At 44.5% G+C, this 14,346-nt stretch carries 17 protein-coding genes; 1 reads left to right on the top strand and 16 read right to left on the bottom strand.

What is annotated here, in order from left to right:
• Positions 1 to 4 precede the first annotated feature (4 nt).
• Together JMX63_RS04365 and JMX63_RS04360 are read right to left on the bottom strand one after the other, a co-directional pair.
• The gene (locus JMX63_RS04365) at positions 5 to 3,286 is read right to left on the bottom strand and encodes a transglycosylase SLT domain-containing protein (RefSeq protein ID WP_201571197.1); all 3,282 of its coding nucleotides are present in this window, start codon (positions 3,284 to 3,286) and stop codon (positions 5 to 7) included.
• A gap of 245 nt (positions 3,287 to 3,531) precedes the next feature.
• Positions 3,532 to 4,272, bottom strand: coding sequence for a hypothetical protein (locus JMX63_RS04360; RefSeq protein ID WP_201571194.1), 741 nt, complete (start codon positions 4,270 to 4,272; stop codon positions 3,532 to 3,534).
• Positions 4,273 to 4,535: 263 nt separating this feature from the next.
• Here JMX63_RS04360 and JMX63_RS04355 point away from each other — a divergent pair, with 263 nt between their 5' ends.
• Positions 4,536 to 4,721 (top strand): hypothetical protein, encoded by a 186-nt coding sequence (locus JMX63_RS04355; RefSeq protein ID WP_201571193.1) that lies wholly within the window; start codon positions 4,536 to 4,538, stop codon positions 4,719 to 4,721.
• Between the two features lie 94 nt (positions 4,722 to 4,815).
• Here JMX63_RS04355 and JMX63_RS04350 read toward each other — a convergent pair whose 3' ends face one another.
• From JMX63_RS04350 to JMX63_RS04285, 14 genes are all read right to left on the bottom strand, one after another.
• Complete coding sequence (locus JMX63_RS04350; protein ID WP_201571192.1) at positions 4,816 to 5,097, bottom strand: phage tail assembly protein T; 282 nt, start codon at positions 5,095 to 5,097, stop codon at positions 4,816 to 4,818.
• Between the two features lie 47 nt (positions 5,098 to 5,144).
• A complete protein-coding gene (locus tag JMX63_RS04345; protein WP_201571191.1) occupies positions 5,145 to 5,510 on the bottom strand; it encodes a hypothetical protein in 366 nt (121 codons plus the stop codon).
• 71 nt (positions 5,511 to 5,581) lie between these two features.
• A complete protein-coding gene (locus JMX63_RS04340) occupies positions 5,582 to 6,004 on the bottom strand; it encodes a hypothetical protein (RefSeq protein WP_201571190.1) in 423 nt (140 codons plus the stop codon).
• Positions 6,005 to 6,025: 21 nt separating this feature from the next.
• Positions 6,026 to 6,385, bottom strand: coding sequence for a tail completion protein gp17 (gene gp17, locus JMX63_RS04335; RefSeq protein ID WP_201571189.1), 360 nt, complete (start codon positions 6,383 to 6,385; stop codon positions 6,026 to 6,028).
• 17 nt (positions 6,386 to 6,402) lie between these two features.
• A complete protein-coding gene (locus JMX63_RS04330; RefSeq protein ID WP_201571187.1) occupies positions 6,403 to 6,819 on the bottom strand; it encodes an HK97-gp10 family putative phage morphogenesis protein in 417 nt (138 codons plus the stop codon).
• Entirely contained in the window at positions 6,812 to 7,144 is a 333-nt protein-coding gene (locus JMX63_RS04325) for a phage head closure protein (RefSeq protein ID WP_201571186.1), read from the bottom strand. The genes JMX63_RS04330 and JMX63_RS04325 overlap by 8 nt, the downstream gene beginning before the upstream one ends.
• Position 7,145: 1 nt before the next feature.
• Positions 7,146 to 7,454, bottom strand: a complete 309-nt coding sequence (locus JMX63_RS04320; RefSeq protein ID WP_201571185.1) for a head-tail connector protein — start codon at positions 7,452 to 7,454, stop codon at positions 7,146 to 7,148.
• A 91-nt stretch (positions 7,455 to 7,545) separates the two neighbouring features.
• Positions 7,546 to 8,793 carry a phage major capsid protein gene (locus tag JMX63_RS04315; protein WP_201571183.1) on the bottom strand — a complete coding sequence of 416 codons (1,248 nt, stop codon included), beginning with the start codon at positions 8,791 to 8,793 and terminating at the stop codon, positions 7,546 to 7,548.
• 78 nt (positions 8,794 to 8,871) lie between these two features.
• Positions 8,872 to 9,618, bottom strand: a complete 747-nt coding sequence (locus JMX63_RS04310) for an HK97 family phage prohead protease (protein WP_201571181.1) — start codon at positions 9,616 to 9,618, stop codon at positions 8,872 to 8,874.
• Positions 9,611 to 10,846, bottom strand: a complete 1,236-nt coding sequence (locus JMX63_RS04305) for a phage portal protein (RefSeq protein WP_201571179.1) — start codon at positions 10,844 to 10,846, stop codon at positions 9,611 to 9,613. The genes JMX63_RS04310 and JMX63_RS04305 overlap by 8 nt, the downstream gene beginning before the upstream one ends.
• A gap of 1 nt (position 10,847) precedes the next feature.
• Positions 10,848 to 12,593 carry a terminase large subunit gene (locus JMX63_RS04300; RefSeq protein WP_102094379.1) on the bottom strand — a complete coding sequence of 582 codons (1,746 nt, stop codon included), beginning with the start codon at positions 12,591 to 12,593 and terminating at the stop codon, positions 10,848 to 10,850.
• Positions 12,594 to 12,599: 6 nt separating this feature from the next.
• The gene (locus tag JMX63_RS04295) at positions 12,600 to 13,076 is read right to left on the bottom strand and encodes a phage terminase small subunit P27 family (protein WP_102094380.1); all 477 of its coding nucleotides are present in this window, start codon (positions 13,074 to 13,076) and stop codon (positions 12,600 to 12,602) included.
• A gap of 104 nt (positions 13,077 to 13,180) precedes the next feature.
• Positions 13,181 to 13,627: an HNH endonuclease gene (locus JMX63_RS04290; RefSeq protein ID WP_201571178.1), complete on the bottom strand. Its 447-nt coding sequence runs from the start codon at positions 13,625 to 13,627 to the stop codon at positions 13,181 to 13,183.
• Positions 13,628 to 13,762: 135 nt separating this feature from the next.
• Complete coding sequence (locus JMX63_RS04285; RefSeq protein ID WP_201571177.1) at positions 13,763 to 14,164, bottom strand: hypothetical protein; 402 nt, start codon at positions 14,162 to 14,164, stop codon at positions 13,763 to 13,765.
• Between the last annotated feature and the right edge of the window lie 182 nt (positions 14,165 to 14,346).

Here is a 14,346-nt window from a genome sequence, read left to right as displayed (position 1 = left end):
GTTGTTAACGTCCATATAGCAATCCGCCTTGACGCATTTCTTTGGCTATTTGCTGTTGTATAGCAGCAGATATTACATTACCAAACTCACGACCTCTTTGCTGATCAGATTCAACTGACGACCGACCATCGCCAGTCACTGTGACATTCACATTAATGTTGCCGGTTGATGGGGTAGGCCGCTCATACGTTCCATTGCTCATCGCCTCAAGCTCTGGACGATAGCGTTTAGTAGTAGCTGCATCACTAACGTGTTCTCGACCATGAACATAGCCGACAATCTGGTCTTCTGGTGCGTCTCCTGTATAACCACCCGTTTGATAACCAGGCAGTTCTAGCGTCATTGATGATGCAGCAGTAATGATACGTCCAAACTCAGTGGCGATGGTCGCAGCAGCAGCAAACTTTTGGCTCATTGTTGCGCCTTCAGCCATCGCATCACCGTAAGCATCCCACATATTAAGACCAGCAGATGCCATGACAAAAGCTTGTTGGCCTGCAAATAGCATTTTATAAGCTGTGTTTTGTTCACCTAGCATGGTTTTAAATGATGCTGCTAGGCCACCAGCTGTCGCTTCTGCTTGTGACAGTGTTAACTGGGTTGCGGCTGCTTCAAACTCGTAACGTGCCGCATATTTAGCTTGTTCAGCTTGCTCAACGGCGATGACTTCAGCATCGAGCGCATCTTGTATGACATCGAGACGACCTTGATACTGTTGTGCTAAATCGTAGCTTTCACCAGTGCCATTCATTGCGGCTTGTTGGCCGTTGATAGCGTCACGTGGGCCTTTCTGCAATTCTCGGACATTGTATATTTCAGCACCTGCCAAAGCATTACGCAGGTTCGACTTTTGGTTACTGTCAAGATCAGTGCGCGTATCAATTACGCGTCGCTCTTCAGCATAATACTGACGTAAGCTTCTTAAGTCTGATTGGCCAATACTAGTTAACTGACGCAACTCAGTCTCAAACGCATAGCGACGTTCATCAAGTGCAAATTGCTCAGCTTGATTGAGTGCATCAATTTTAGCTTTGCGCAGCTGCTCATCCATATTGATTGTTAATTGGATTTCGCGGCGTTCAAGCGCATACTGATTACGGATACGGTCTGCATCAGTTTGCTCAGCTTGCTGTGCGTACTGCATCTCACGATCATGATTTAATTCAAGCTGATTGAGCTCGTATTGGGCCTTTTGTTTAATTAAAGCTAAAGCTTGATTACGGGAATCCTCTGTCAACTCAGTATCACGGATAACTTCAGTTGCTCGATACATTGCATTTTGAGCAATGATTTCGCGTTCAGACCTCGCAAAGTCACCAAAAGAAGCTAACTTTTTAGCTTGTGTGTCTTCGTAGTTTGCTAGTTCAATAGCTGCACGTTGTTTTGCGTCTTCAACGAAGGCAATGCGTTCATCTTCATTAAAGCCACTGGCATTAATCTTTTCGATTTTGTCAGCAAGTTGCATCTCAATGCGCGTCGCTTGATTGGCATACTCTAAGCGAATAGCTTCACGTTGTTGAGCTTGCTGCTCAAGAATGCGTAATTGTTCAGCAGCTTGTCGTTCCATCAATGAGGTTTGTGATGAGATGTTTCCAGCTATATTAACGCTACCGTCCAAACCACCTTTCATGAATGCAAGATATGCATTCACTTTCTTGACGTAGTTTTGAGTCTCTTTGAATGGTGGGATTTTATTGCCATACTTAGCGACATTTCCTTCGCCAGCATTGTAACCTGCGAGTGCAAGATCAACAGAGCCGAACTTATTCATCAAGAAGCTAAGATATTTAGCAGCTGCTTCAGCAGATTTGCCAACGTTTGACTCTTGACCTCTTATGCCAAATCGGTCAGCAGTGCCTGGCATAAACTGGAATGCGCCAGATGCACCAACTGGGCTACGAGCATTGGCATTACCACGTGATTCTTGCATACTCACGGCTGATAATAATCCAGTTGGTAGGCCGTATTGTTGCTCTAAGTTGCCATAACTAAACTGTTTTGCTTGGGCCAACACTTTGCTATTTACTGCTTGAGCCTGAATACTTTTCACAGTTGAATTCGCGGCTTTCTCAGCAGACTTGGCAGCGGCTTCAGCAGCTTCTTGTTGGGCTTGATACTGCTGACCTGTGATGCCAAGTGTTCGATTTAGATTAGCCTGGCGCTCGTTTAACTGCACAACTGAGCTAATTGTCTGACTTGCTGTACCGGTACCTAACTTATCTATACGGTTTAATTGATCAGCAGATTTTAGCCAGATGTTTGATATATCACCTGGAATCTCTGCAAAGATTTGGGCAGCAGATCGATTATTTTCTAAGAAGTTTTGGCCCATCTGAAAAAATGCGAACGGGCTATCCCAATCAACGCCATTGCCTAACTGCGCAACACCAGCAGCAAAGCCGCCAATTGCTGTGCCAATAGTTTCAAATACAGTAACCGCACCTACACCAATTTTTGAGACAGACTTTAGCATTTGACCAAAATTATGTCCTGCAATGCGTGCTGCATCAGCGGCATCAGCAGTGCCAACTAGCTCACCAGCGGCATCTGACAATACAGGAATAAAACCAGCGACAAACTGTGTTTTAGCACCGTCTACGGACAGCTCTAATAAATCAACTGTTGCTTGTAACTCTTTAGTCGCCCTTATAGTTTCTGCATCCATGACAGCACCGGCGTTTGCAGCAGCATCTGCCCAAACGTCAAATCCTGCACCGCCATCGGCTAGTAGTGGTATTAAGGTTGTTGCGTCACTAGCCATCGCTTCCATATAAAAAGTCATCTCATTTTGACTGAGATTGGCGCGTTCTAGGTTGTCATAGTATAGCTGTAGTGCTTGTGGTCCTGATAGTTCTCTGAATTGCTCAGCAGTGACGCCGATTTGCGGTGCGATGTTTTCAAAAAAGTCGGCCATACCGCCGCCGCCACTTGATAAAAAGTCACCTATCTTGTCTGACGTGTCTTGAAATATTGCGCCTAGTGCATCTTGTTCGATGCCCATTTTTTTAGCGCCGACGGTATAGCGCTGGATTTCTTTGATAGATGAATTGGCGACATTGGCAGTATGTTGTAGTTCATTTGCCAGTGTGACTTGCTCTACGACAAGTGCAGTGGTCGCTGCGGCTGCGGCACCAATAGATGCACTAACAGCAGGGCCCATTTTATTCGCATATTCGCGCATATCACTGAATGCGATTTTTGTCTGTGAGCGGGCATCAGCGATAGATTGATTAAAACTGGCAGAGTTGGCAGCCAAAATAATTTCAAGACGGGATAAAACTGCCATTTTATATCTCCATAAAAAAAGCCCCATCATTTCTGATAGGGCTTGATCTGGTTCGGTTTCAAATCATTTAGAGGTTGGTTTGTTGAGTATTTCTCATACTGTGTCTAAATTTAAATACACATAATAGCCATAAGGCGGAGTGGTGCATGAGACCCATTGGTTGTGCTCTATGAGATCGTTTACCCATATTTGCGCCCAATTAAGCTGTTGCGAAGGTAGCTTCTGCTTAGGTGAATATTTCATAGTCAGCTCTTAGGAAAAGTATAATTCCTATAGATACGAATTAAACCTTTTGGTTTATCTATATAGATTCTCTGAATGACTTCATCAAGTTTGAACTTATCATCATTATTTTTGTGAAATATATCGATAACATCTGCGTCTTGCATATCATCTTTATAATAAGCAACTTTTCTATCATACAACAAAGGCTTCATTTGGCTACTATCTGTTTTATACCCTATAATTGCTGACTTTGGAATTTGAAAAAACTTAATGTCTTCACTAATGTCTCTACCTTCATCTGCTTTATAAATATTTGTTTTCAAATCAAAGCTTTTAATATCAAAAGAATAGTTAATGCTAGTAAATCCTTTCTTTATGTTTGGATATTTATACCAGCCATGGAAATATAAATTAAGATCTCGATCATATTCGCTAATATGATTTAGCACTTCCTCGTAGCTATTTGCTTTTATCTCGGCAATATTCCCATCATAAGATACCGAAAAATTAGGGCAGTTGAATTTAAAATGGGTGGTATTGCTTCTTATTGAATCGCCGACTTCTATATACTTTGGTGGATCTGGGAAAGCAGTTGGTTCATTCCAATACGCACCAAAATTAAAACGGTCATTCATGACCGTATTAATGCTCAATTTTACATTGTTGCAGTCAACATTGATTTCTTTGATAGGCAATTTTGCCGAAGCGCCGCCACTGTAGAAAACTAGCGCTGTGGCAAACATTAGTAAGAGGCTTTTCATTTGCTATCCTTCATATATAAGCTAAATAAAAATACACTATAGCCTATCAGCAAAGGTTGAGCAATTTCGTAGTAAGGTTAAACAAAGTAGTCGTTGGCCACTAAAAAAGCCCCATCATTTCTGATAGGGCTTTTAGGTTGATATCGATAACTCAAAACTACTTAATTTTTGATAAAAATTTGTATTTCGAGGTTGAATATTTGTTGTCTTATCACCATCTAAGTGTTGCTGGAATATCCCAGTGTTATTTAGAGGTTCAGAGTATGACAAAAACGTATAAACCGGGTCAAAATACTGGTAAAGATGGTGGTATTTATCAAGAAGTAGGTCCTCGTGGTGGTCTTAAAGACAACCATTCCACAGTTAGAGATAATCAAAGACTTCCCCCAACTACAACGCCAGGAAATAGTTGGGTTAGAACAAATAGAACGCCAGATAGCAAACGTTAATCTTAAAAAAGACTGTACCAGCAGTCTTTAATAATGTTTTACAAAAAAGCCGACTGTTTCAGCAGTCGGTTTTTTCGTGCCCAATTTATACTATTTATTCGATATCGTCAAACATTGCTGCCATCTGAGCAGTTTGTCGCTCCAATTTGGCGATTTGTGCTATCTGTTCTCGACGCTTTATTTCGTCGGGTGGTAGTGGATCAGGCTCAAAAGCCAGTATCTCTGACAAGTTGCCTCTATAACCAGTGGATGCGGCTTCTAATCTGGCAGTTTGTACGTCACTACGGTAGCCACCCCACGGGTCAAAGCTATAATAAGCCATCCATTCAATCAGCTCATCGTTTGATAGCTTGGCTGATAGCTCAGCTACTGTCATGCCAAGCTGCAAAGCAAGTTTAAACAGGAAGCGTCGATTGGGACGGCTTAAGAGTTTTTTGCGGCAGCCTCAATTTTTTCGGGACCGATATTGTTGAGCTCGTTGTATTTCTGATGCACCGGTACCGTGATATATGCTGGCCATTTGCTAATTTCTGGAATCTGTTCGTCAGTAAATAAGCGTTCACCTTTATCATCTACGACAGCATAAGCAAAGGTGACTGCGCGCTGTGGGTATTGCTTAAGTTCGCTGTCAGAGTAGTATGCTTTTCTTTCAAACTCTTCACGTTCAGCGACCGTATGGATTTTTACATTGATATCACCATCCAAATGAGGATGGGGCATAGTAATATAGCCAGATGGTAGTTCAGCGACGCTAGCAGTGATAAGGGCAGCAGTTAGTTTTTTTGACATTTTATTATCCTAAGTTTTCAATAGTTGATGAGAGTGAAGCCAACAGTGCTGTCAGCTTCATTTAGTAATGCTTATACAGTGGTTGCGTTGATATTTGAGACGGTCAGTGTGCCTTGCATGCGCAGTTTTTTCTCTTTATCGGTCATCTCTTTCCATTTCATAAGCTGTCCGGTAAAAGCTTTCGTGCGCATGAGTTTGACAAACTCGTACTCAAAATCTGCATAACTGTTGCTTTCCCACATCTCATCAAGCTTTTGGTGAGTAGGGTCGGTTGGGTCATAGACGATTTCAAAATCAATCTGTGAGTTTTTCTTAAAATCTACAACGACTTCGACCTCTTCTTGGTCATCAGTTGCGGTGATCGTGTCGCTGGTCTTCTCAGCGGTTGGCGGCGCACACTCTTGCAAGAGTGAAATCTTGGTAAATGTAGTGCCAGTACCATCTAAGTCGATATTTAATCGATAGAAGCTGTCGACGATGTCTTCTTTGGCCATAACGGCATTCCTTTTGTTTGATTAAAAAATAGTACCCCAGATGCGGATATCTGTGGTCTGGCGGTAGAGATCAGGGTCAGGGAGGGGACCTCGACCATTAAAAGCGGCACCTTCGATGTTTTCACTGATTCGTTGCAGTGCCATTTTCATTGTATCGTTAGCTTCGCCATAAGTAGTGGCGTACACATCGATTTGGATAGACACACGCTCGTGCCCAGTGTGTCCATCGGTGGTAGTAACGTCGATAGAAGTTATCGGTGTGTAGACAATGTATGGTTTGCCTTTGACGGTAGCAGCTGCGGTCTCTGGTATTTTTAATGGATACACGCGGTCGTCCACTAAAGGGTCTAGCACTGATTTGATGAGTTTGGATGCGTCCATGTTTGTCGCTCATATCATTAGTCTTGAGTCAGTTTATCGATGCGTTTGGTCAGCTCTTCGCTGAATAATTTGATAGCAAGCTCGACGTTCTGTTCAAAAGCGGGTCGTAGATAGGGAGTCGCTGCCATTTTGCTGGTGCCGTATTCTTTAAAATGCCAATAGAATGGATAAGGGTTTTTGCGGGATTTCTTAATCTTGACGGTGACTGACGGCATATCTGCATTTTTAATGCGTTGTCGGCCAATTGCTTTTATCAAATCGCCTTCGTCTTTCGGCGCACGTTTTTTGGCGTCTTTCATGATCGGCAGCGCGGCTTTCATTAAAGCGCCTTCGAGCGTCTTTTTCTGCGCTGTAAGGCTCAACTCTGCCAAAGCATCATCTAGTTCACTGAGCCCGAGCACTTCAAACTCAACGTTCATCAAATCATCAGACATTAGACACCTTACAGATAATGATTTTCTTGTTGTCAGTAGGGACGGGCATTACCGTGATTAGCTCGTAAATCTGGCCATCATTCAGATTTTTTATTTTGTCGGTCTGGTTAATATCCGTCTGCAAATCCACATGTAATTTTGCGGTGATCGTCATGCCTTCTGCATGCGCTTGGATAACAGCATTTGCAGATAGCGGCTGCCACTCACAAAAGGTTTGAGAAACTTGGGCGAAGGTGGATATCACAGCGCCATAGTCGTCTTGAGTGGTAGTCGCTCTTAATATGCCGATGGGTGTATCAAGTTTGCCTCGGCTGATTTTTGCCATGTCATACTCCCATCTTGCGATATTTATTCAGCAGACGATCAAGCGCGTGATTCATATGCAGCTGCTCAGTTTGCTGTGCTTCACGGTTTTGGTACAAATCACCGATGACGAGCAGCGCGGCATGTCTTAATGATTCTGATAGCTTGCCAGATGGAGTCAAACAAATATCGTCTGTCAGCTCACGGTCTAGTTCATCAGCAATCAATTGAAATGACGTAGGGATCAGCCCCGCAATATACGTATCATCTATCTCATGTGTGACACGCAGGTGCGATTTGGCTTGTTCAAGCGTGATAGATGCAGTAATCATAGATGATGCCTATATTGAGTTAGGATAAAAAAGACCGCTGGCAGACGTGCTACCAGCAGCTAGGAGGAACGTTTCAAATAATTATCTAATCTTATGGTCCGACGTTAACTAGGTCGCCTGTCACAGCGGCATCAGGCATGACAACACCAAAAGCAGCACGCATCTCAGCGCGGATAGTCACTAGGTTTTTGCGGAAGTTGTCGCCATCTTCAGTAGATAGTTCAACGGTGGCGTCTTGGCGAATATAGCCTTCAGTTGCCATTGTGATATTGCCTGACCAAAATTTGCCTACTGGCATAGCTGGTGACTGCATGACTTTAAGGCCCCAAAGGATTGGTTGCACCGCAGAGCCTGGCGAACCAAAAATATAATGACCGTCGTCGCCCTTAACCTGCTCGATGGCTGCCCAGTCTTGTGGGTTTAGAATGACGGTCTCAGGCGGCAAAAAGTTAGCATAAGCTTTTGCTTTTGCAGTACTGATAGTGTCGATAGCGTTGTCATTGGCGACAATAGTCAAACTATTACCAGCTTTCATCAAGCCTTTAAAGCTTTTGGTATCGCCGTTGATGACCAAATATTCAAGTTTTAAGCGCAAGCCGTAAGACATACGACCTTCGATATACGCAGCTAGTGCAGGAGCGTCGGCTAGCACCTGGTTACTGACACGTATCCAGTGCGCAATAACATCGATTTCTAGTGAATCAGGACCAAACTCAAGCGTTGATTCAGGCTTTAGTTCGCCCTCAGCGACGATATCTGCCATAAAATCAACAGCGCTTTCGCGGACATAAGGGATAAGCGGTACAGTAGTTGGTATCCAATTGATCATATTAACGATGGTCAGCGGGTTTTCAGTAGCCCCGACCATTTTTGAGTCGTTGATATCACCTGCGGTATTGATACTACCTAGCATTACTGTGTTACGGGTTGAGACGCCATCAATTTGCACTTTACCGCGAGACTGCTTGATTGACTTGATCTCTTGCGATAAGCCTTCATTGCGGGAGAGTAGACCGCCGATGCTATTAGCATCAAGCGCACCGTCTTGAACACCGCGTACCATCTTTTGTTCAAACTCTTCAAAGCGGGCTGATAAGTCATTAACGTTTTCAGCCGATTTTTGGAGTTCAGCGATAGCATCGCGCGTTTCAGTATCATCTTTGTTTTCAGCAAGTAGTTTTTGCTTTTTTTCAATCAGCTCATCGAGCGTGGCCAAGCGGGTTTTAAGCTGACCAGCTAACTTTTCATATTCATCTTTAGACGTGCCACCCGCATCACGGGTCATAACACCCATGCCAGACATAGCACCAGCGTTTGCAGCAGTTTTAAAATCACGCATAATATTTTCCTTTAGGCAAAAAAATAGCTACCGGTTGGCAGCATTGTTTAGGGTTTGATTGGTGTTAAAAGAGATGGTTTATTTGTCTAAAAATGCAAAAGGGTCATCGTCTTTGCTAGTATCATCAGCGCTGGTGCCCATGATGCTGTCAAGTTTGGATATAAAGTGCCGTGCATCGGCTTGATCAAGACCTAGCTTGGTCAGCATGTCGCAGGCATCGCGCTCATCGGCTAGGTTGTTAATTGTTTCTGCTTGGCGGTTGATGCGTGCGCTGCGGTCGCTTGGCTCATCAACGACACTGATTTCAAATAAATCTGCGCGTTTGATTAAGATATGACCGTCTTGCTCTTCATAATCCATTTCAGTTGGGTTATAAAAGCAAATGGATAAGCCATCAACAGTAAGGTGACGCATCATTGCAGCAACAGCAGTGGCCAACGGTAACCCTTGAGTGAGTTCGCCTTTGACACGTAAGCCGATATCATCCTCTTCAAATTCTACCCAGCGACCAACACGCATAGCTGCATTTGTGTCAAACATATTGCGCCAACCGTGGTTGTAATACATATGCACGGTTTTTTCGCGATTGTTGAACGCGCTAATCATATCGGCGAACGCACCACGGGCGAATTTCTCGCCATGCAAGTTGATGCTATCCCACTTAACCGCATAGCCTTCAAATGTATAAGTAGCAGCGCCGTCTTTGTCAGGTTCTGCAAAACGTATTTTAGTGTCGATGACTGGAATACGGCGTGTACTGACAGATTGCAGTAGCTCACTGCGGCCATCGCGACAGTGCAGCGTTTGCAGTGAGTGTTTATCCATTACTAGTATCCTCTGATTGGTTCGGTGATGACTGTTTTGCGACAACGCTAAGCGGCGCAAACCCAAGTTGCATATAGAGTTCGTCACCGCCTTCTTGTGGTTTCCAACCTTCAGCACGTCGTACCTCGTTTGGTGTTCGTTGCCCAGATGTGATTTCGGTGTTATACATCTCGACGCGTTCTTTTCGACTTGATCGCAAAATAGCATCAGCGTCAATTTCAAACTGGTATTTGTCCCAGTCTTTACGCGGTATTAGTGTGGTTAGCATTGATAATTCAAGGCGCTCAAGGTAGGGCCGCAAGTTGAATTTATGAAACGCCTCAATGATTGCTGAGATGCCGCTGCCCCAGTTGCTAGATTGCGTACTGTCGTTAATCAAAATACTAGGTACACCAAACATACGCGCAATCTCTTCTAAGCTAAATCTGCGCGTGGCCAATAATTCAATGTCACTAGGCGTCAAACTAATGGCTTCAAACTTCATATCAAGTGGTAACACTGGTATAAAAGTTTCATCGCCGCTGGTTAATTCGCCCATTTCATCGCGAAGTGCTTGGCGCTGTTCGGCAGTTGGTGAGCCCTTTGTCATTAATGCGCCCGTGGGCTTAGCGCCATTACGCATGAGCGACGTTATCTTATCGTCTGACGCATCTGCCACAGCGACGGCTTTGGCAGCGTGTTGCAATGGTGATAAGCCTTTTATACCGTTGCCAAATAGCTTTACATGCCAAATATCAGACTCCTTAAAGTCGCGGCTGAAAGCTGATGTGATCTGGTGGCGGTAAGTAAGAACATCGTCTTTCAAAATAACCGTCATATTCGATGAGTTGATAATATCTAGACTAAGAATACGAGAGCTTTTGTCACCTACGCGTGTAATTCTGACGTATGCATTGCCGTCACTGACCAAGTTGAGCATCAGTTGTTCCATAAACTCAATGCGGTTTTGACGTTTATTGGGTTTATATCTCAGCAGTTTCATGACGTCATGATCTGCTTTGGTGTCTAAATACCCATCTTTGTCTTTGGTATATAAATCAATAGGCATACTAGCAATGGTTTCAGCAAGCAATCTGATTGATGCGAAGACCGCCGTGACGGTCATTGCTGTATCAAAGGTGACGGGCTTGGCTGTTTTAGTGACAGTACGAGTAGCGTTTTGATTGCCGTCAATGGGGTCACGCGGCGCGTAACCAAACCATGCAGCGACGGTTTGTATGAGTGCCATGTTATCCCCTAAAGCTTACAAAGTCGTTTAAGTAGTCGCCAAGCTGTGTCTCAAAATCTTGGCTAGGTAGGTCGCCAGTTTCATCGTAGTATTGTGCGCGGTTGGTCGCGATGATTGCAGCGACCGCGCCGTCAATTTTACTGGCGTCTGATTCCTTACGAGGGAATATATTATCGTTTGCATCTTTTTTGACAGTGACGTTGCCCATGCACCAGCGCAAGATTGGGTTGCCATCGTGATGTACTCGCTTTGAAGTCAAGAGAGCTTGTAAATGTTTCATTGGTTCGCTTAAATAAGCAACACGCTGCGGCACTTCGACCATATTGAGACCTTGCTCATTTAGACGCATGGCCAAATATGTTGCGTTAAAAGGATCGTAACCCGTTTCCTGCATGTCGTATTTTGATGAGTCGTGAATGATATCGCGCTCAATCTTTTCAAAGTCAGTGATGTTACCGTCAGTAACGGTCAGCCAACCTTGGCGCTCCCATTCGATGAAACGTTTCTGATTTGGATTGTTGGCGTTGTCCAATTGGGCACGGTTGATGTAGAAGTTTGCAAATAAGTAATAGTGAGATATATCGTCTACTTTTTTGACAAATAATTTCACGCGTGATGCCAGATCCACTTTAGATGCTAAATCAAGGCCGCCAAAGCAAGGGTATTTATCGAAAAGCCCAGAGACTAATAGCTTATCAGCAGCATCGTCCCAGTCTTGCATGTTGAGCCAACCGCTACGCGCAGCGACCCAGACGCATAAATGCTTAGTTAAGAAGTCAGCTTGTGCATCAGGACTAACAGCAGCGCGTTGGTACTCCGCTTCGAGCGCAGATTTATAAACCGAAACACCATAATTTGGGTTAGCTTTACGCCAACTCTTTGGGTCACGCCAATCATCAGCATCGTCAATCGTGTAGATAATGCCAAAGTAACGGTCATGTGTTTCAAGACCAGATAAGACTTTAGTGACTAAGGTGCGCTGTTCATAGCAAACGCCATCTAAGATAAACCCAGCTGTAGTGATAGCAAATAGCAGGGGCTGCTCACGTGCGCCCATGCCGGTCGCCATGACCTCGTAGGTATCGTTTGATTTATGCGCATGAAGTTCGTCAATAATAGCGCCTTGAACGTTTAGACCGTCCAAGTTGCCCCCGTAATCACGACTGACAGCTTTAAATGTTGATGTGGTGGCAATGGAGCTGACAGCGTGTGCAGTCACTTCTATGCGCATGGCCTTTTGCATATCGGGGCGTTTTCGTACCATGCTTTGCGCGGTTTCAAATACAATGCGTGCCTGGTCACGGGTGGTGGCGGCCGAATAAACTTCCGCACCCATCTCCCCATCAGCAAAACATAGGTATAAGCCGATACCAGCAGCCAATGTAGACTTGGCGTTCTTGCGTGGCACTTCAACATAGGCATAGCGATAGCGACGTTTACCATCAAAATCTACCCAGCCAAACAAGTTGGCCACGATGAATATTTGCCAAGGCTCAAGTAGTATCAATTCGCGCTTGTTTGCCAGCTCACCCTTAACATGAGGCAGTAGCTCTATAAATCGGCAAGCTTTTGCAGCCAACTGACTGTCAAATTCAAACTCAAATGCAGATTCATTCTTTGCGCGTTTAAGATCCGTCAAGTGTCGTTGGCACGCTTGACGCACATAGACGCACGCATCGATAGTGCCGTCGATTACATCCGTTGCGTATTGCGCCGCGATATTAGCGTAGGCAATAGCATCTGACATAGTTTCTTAACCTTGTTTATTAAACTCTCCAAACTCATCATCGCCAAACAAATTGCCTTGAGCGACATCTACTTTGATACTGGAGCGGGCAGCAGGGGATAGACCAAATTCACGGCCTAATGATATGAGCTGTTTTTGCAATGTGTTGCGGATACTGACCAGCGCGGTCTGGACCATAAAACCGTTTGGAGTTTTGCCAATCCAAGTATCGATATCTTCGAGCTTAGTGCAGACATCGCCATAACGCGCTGAGGTTTCGGCATACGCACCAAACAAATCTCCATCAATAACTGATAGCAATCCGAGTGCGACCAATTGCGGTGCTATCTTGTCCCACTGCTTGCGTGATTTGGCGTCGAGCCAGTCGGGGCAGGGTGGTATAGCTAGTGTTGGTTGGGCAGCGTTGCTGGCAGCTTCACGGTCGCTACGGACACGGCTACCTTGCAACACTTTGAGCTGCGTCGGTTTACGTGGACGAGACATAGTGTCACCTGAGAATATTTATTGTTTGAGGGGGTATACCCCCTATAGGGTTTTGACCATGCGAAAATTCTCTTGGGGGCGGTGGTCTCTGTGGGAAATTTTATTTACTTTTTACCCCACCCTCCCTGCCTGAGCTGGGCAATTTCGTAGTCAGATAATTTATTATCGACTGTTGTTGTTTTGATTGAGTGACATGAGTAGCACAGTGGTTGCCAGTTTGACTGATCCCAAAACAATTCCTGATTGCTGCGATGGGGTAGGATGTGATCAACTACGTCAGCACCCGTGATGATGTCATTAGCTTTGCAATGTTTGCATAGCGGATTATCATTCAGAAATAATAAACGAGCTGAGCGCCATCGGGCATCGTATCCGCGCTGGGCAGATGATGGTCTGTTATCTATACGTTTAAGCTTGGCAGGTTCTGCTTGCTTAATTTGGTTGGCTTTTTGATGCTTTGGCTTGGGTTTATGTAGCCTGCAAACGCCATTGGCACCAGCACTGGCGTTGCAACCTGCATGGCTGCAAAGCGTGGTAGGCATCGATGGCATAAGGATTGCTCATAAAGAAAGCCCACTGCGGGGGCAATGGGCTTAACTGGTAATGTTTGGTTGATGCTGCCGTGTGCTTTACGATTAGGCAGGAACTTCGAATATGAGAAATCTTAGGTGAAACTGTTCCATTAATCAAGTAGCCTCTGAATAGCCAGTCACTTGTAATTGTATCTTAGCCCTTGCCGATGCTGCGTTCTGGCTCATATCATTTAGTATAAATTCGATATGATCTGACATCTGATTGCGTGACCATGTGGCTTTAGGGATGTTTGCAAAGGCTGCGCGCTCGTTACCACTCCAAGCATAGCCAGTTGCTTCGTTGATCGGGTACTGGCATTCCACCAATGCGGTACAAACTATCTTGTCGATATGCTTGCTTGGTACTACTGTTGCAAGCTTTGCTGAGTAAGATGCTGATAGTCGAGCTTGGATAGCTGTATCAAAGCCATCGTTCAGATAATGATAGCAGTCTGACTGGTGGTCGTTTAGATTTGCATATGCTTCAGCAGCAGCTCTTAAGTATTCTTGACGCATGATAAATATCCCCCGTTATTTACAGCCAATATAGGAGCGTGTGCATAGTTACGTCAAGATGTGCATAGTTGGTTTTAAACTATGCACATCTACAACACTTGGTATTACTGGCTTATAGGACTGATGTTCATAGTGTGCATAGTGTGCATAGTTATATCTCCGCATGGGAATAAAAAAAATAT

It is taken from the genome of Psychrobacter nivimaris (genome assembly GCF_904846365.1).
Lineage (GTDB): Bacteria > Pseudomonadota > Gammaproteobacteria > Pseudomonadales > Moraxellaceae > Psychrobacter > Psychrobacter nivimaris_B.
This window is presented reverse-complemented; position numbering and strand designations above follow the sequence as displayed.

Bases quoted from the DNA above. Each gene is read 5' to 3' on its own strand.
- JMX63_RS04365 (WP_201571197.1), bottom strand. From the start codon at position 3,286: ATGGCAGTTTTATCCCGTCTTGAAATTATTTTGGCTGCCAACTCTGCC.
- JMX63_RS04360 (WP_201571194.1), bottom strand. From the start codon at position 4,272: ATGAAAAGCCTCTTACTAATGTTTGCCACAGCGCTAGTTTTCTACAGT.
- JMX63_RS04355 (WP_201571193.1), top strand. From the start codon at position 4,536: ATGACAAAAACGTATAAACCGGGTCAAAATACTGGTAAAGATGGTGGT.
- JMX63_RS04350 (WP_201571192.1), bottom strand. From the start codon at position 5,097: ATGACAGTAGCTGAGCTATCAGCCAAGCTATCAAACGATGAGCTGATT.
- JMX63_RS04345 (WP_201571191.1), bottom strand. From the start codon at position 5,510: ATGTCAAAAAAACTAACTGCTGCCCTTATCACTGCTAGCGTCGCTGAA.
- JMX63_RS04340 (WP_201571190.1), bottom strand. From the start codon at position 6,004: ATGGCCAAAGAAGACATCGTCGACAGCTTCTATCGATTAAATATCGAC.
- gp17 (WP_201571189.1), bottom strand. From the start codon at position 6,385: ATGGACGCATCCAAACTCATCAAATCAGTGCTAGACCCTTTAGTGGAC.
- JMX63_RS04330 (WP_201571187.1), bottom strand. From the start codon at position 6,819: ATGTCTGATGATTTGATGAACGTTGAGTTTGAAGTGCTCGGGCTCAGT.
- JMX63_RS04325 (WP_201571186.1), bottom strand. From the start codon at position 7,144: ATGGCAAAAATCAGCCGAGGCAAACTTGATACACCCATCGGCATATTA.
- JMX63_RS04320 (WP_201571185.1), bottom strand. From the start codon at position 7,454: ATGATTACTGCATCTATCACGCTTGAACAAGCCAAATCGCACCTGCGT.
- JMX63_RS04315 (WP_201571183.1), bottom strand. From the start codon at position 8,793: ATGCGTGATTTTAAAACTGCTGCAAACGCTGGTGCTATGTCTGGCATG.
- JMX63_RS04310 (WP_201571181.1), bottom strand. From the start codon at position 9,618: ATGGATAAACACTCACTGCAAACGCTGCACTGTCGCGATGGCCGCAGT.
- JMX63_RS04305 (WP_201571179.1), bottom strand. From the start codon at position 10,846: ATGGCACTCATACAAACCGTCGCTGCATGGTTTGGTTACGCGCCGCGT.
- JMX63_RS04300 (WP_102094379.1), bottom strand. From the start codon at position 12,593: ATGTCAGATGCTATTGCCTACGCTAATATCGCGGCGCAATACGCAACG.
- JMX63_RS04295 (WP_102094380.1), bottom strand. From the start codon at position 13,076: ATGTCTCGTCCACGTAAACCGACGCAGCTCAAAGTGTTGCAAGGTAGC.
- JMX63_RS04290 (WP_201571178.1), bottom strand. From the start codon at position 13,627: ATGCCATCGATGCCTACCACGCTTTGCAGCCATGCAGGTTGCAACGCC.
- JMX63_RS04285 (WP_201571177.1), bottom strand. From the start codon at position 14,164: ATGCGTCAAGAATACTTAAGAGCTGCTGCTGAAGCATATGCAAATCTA.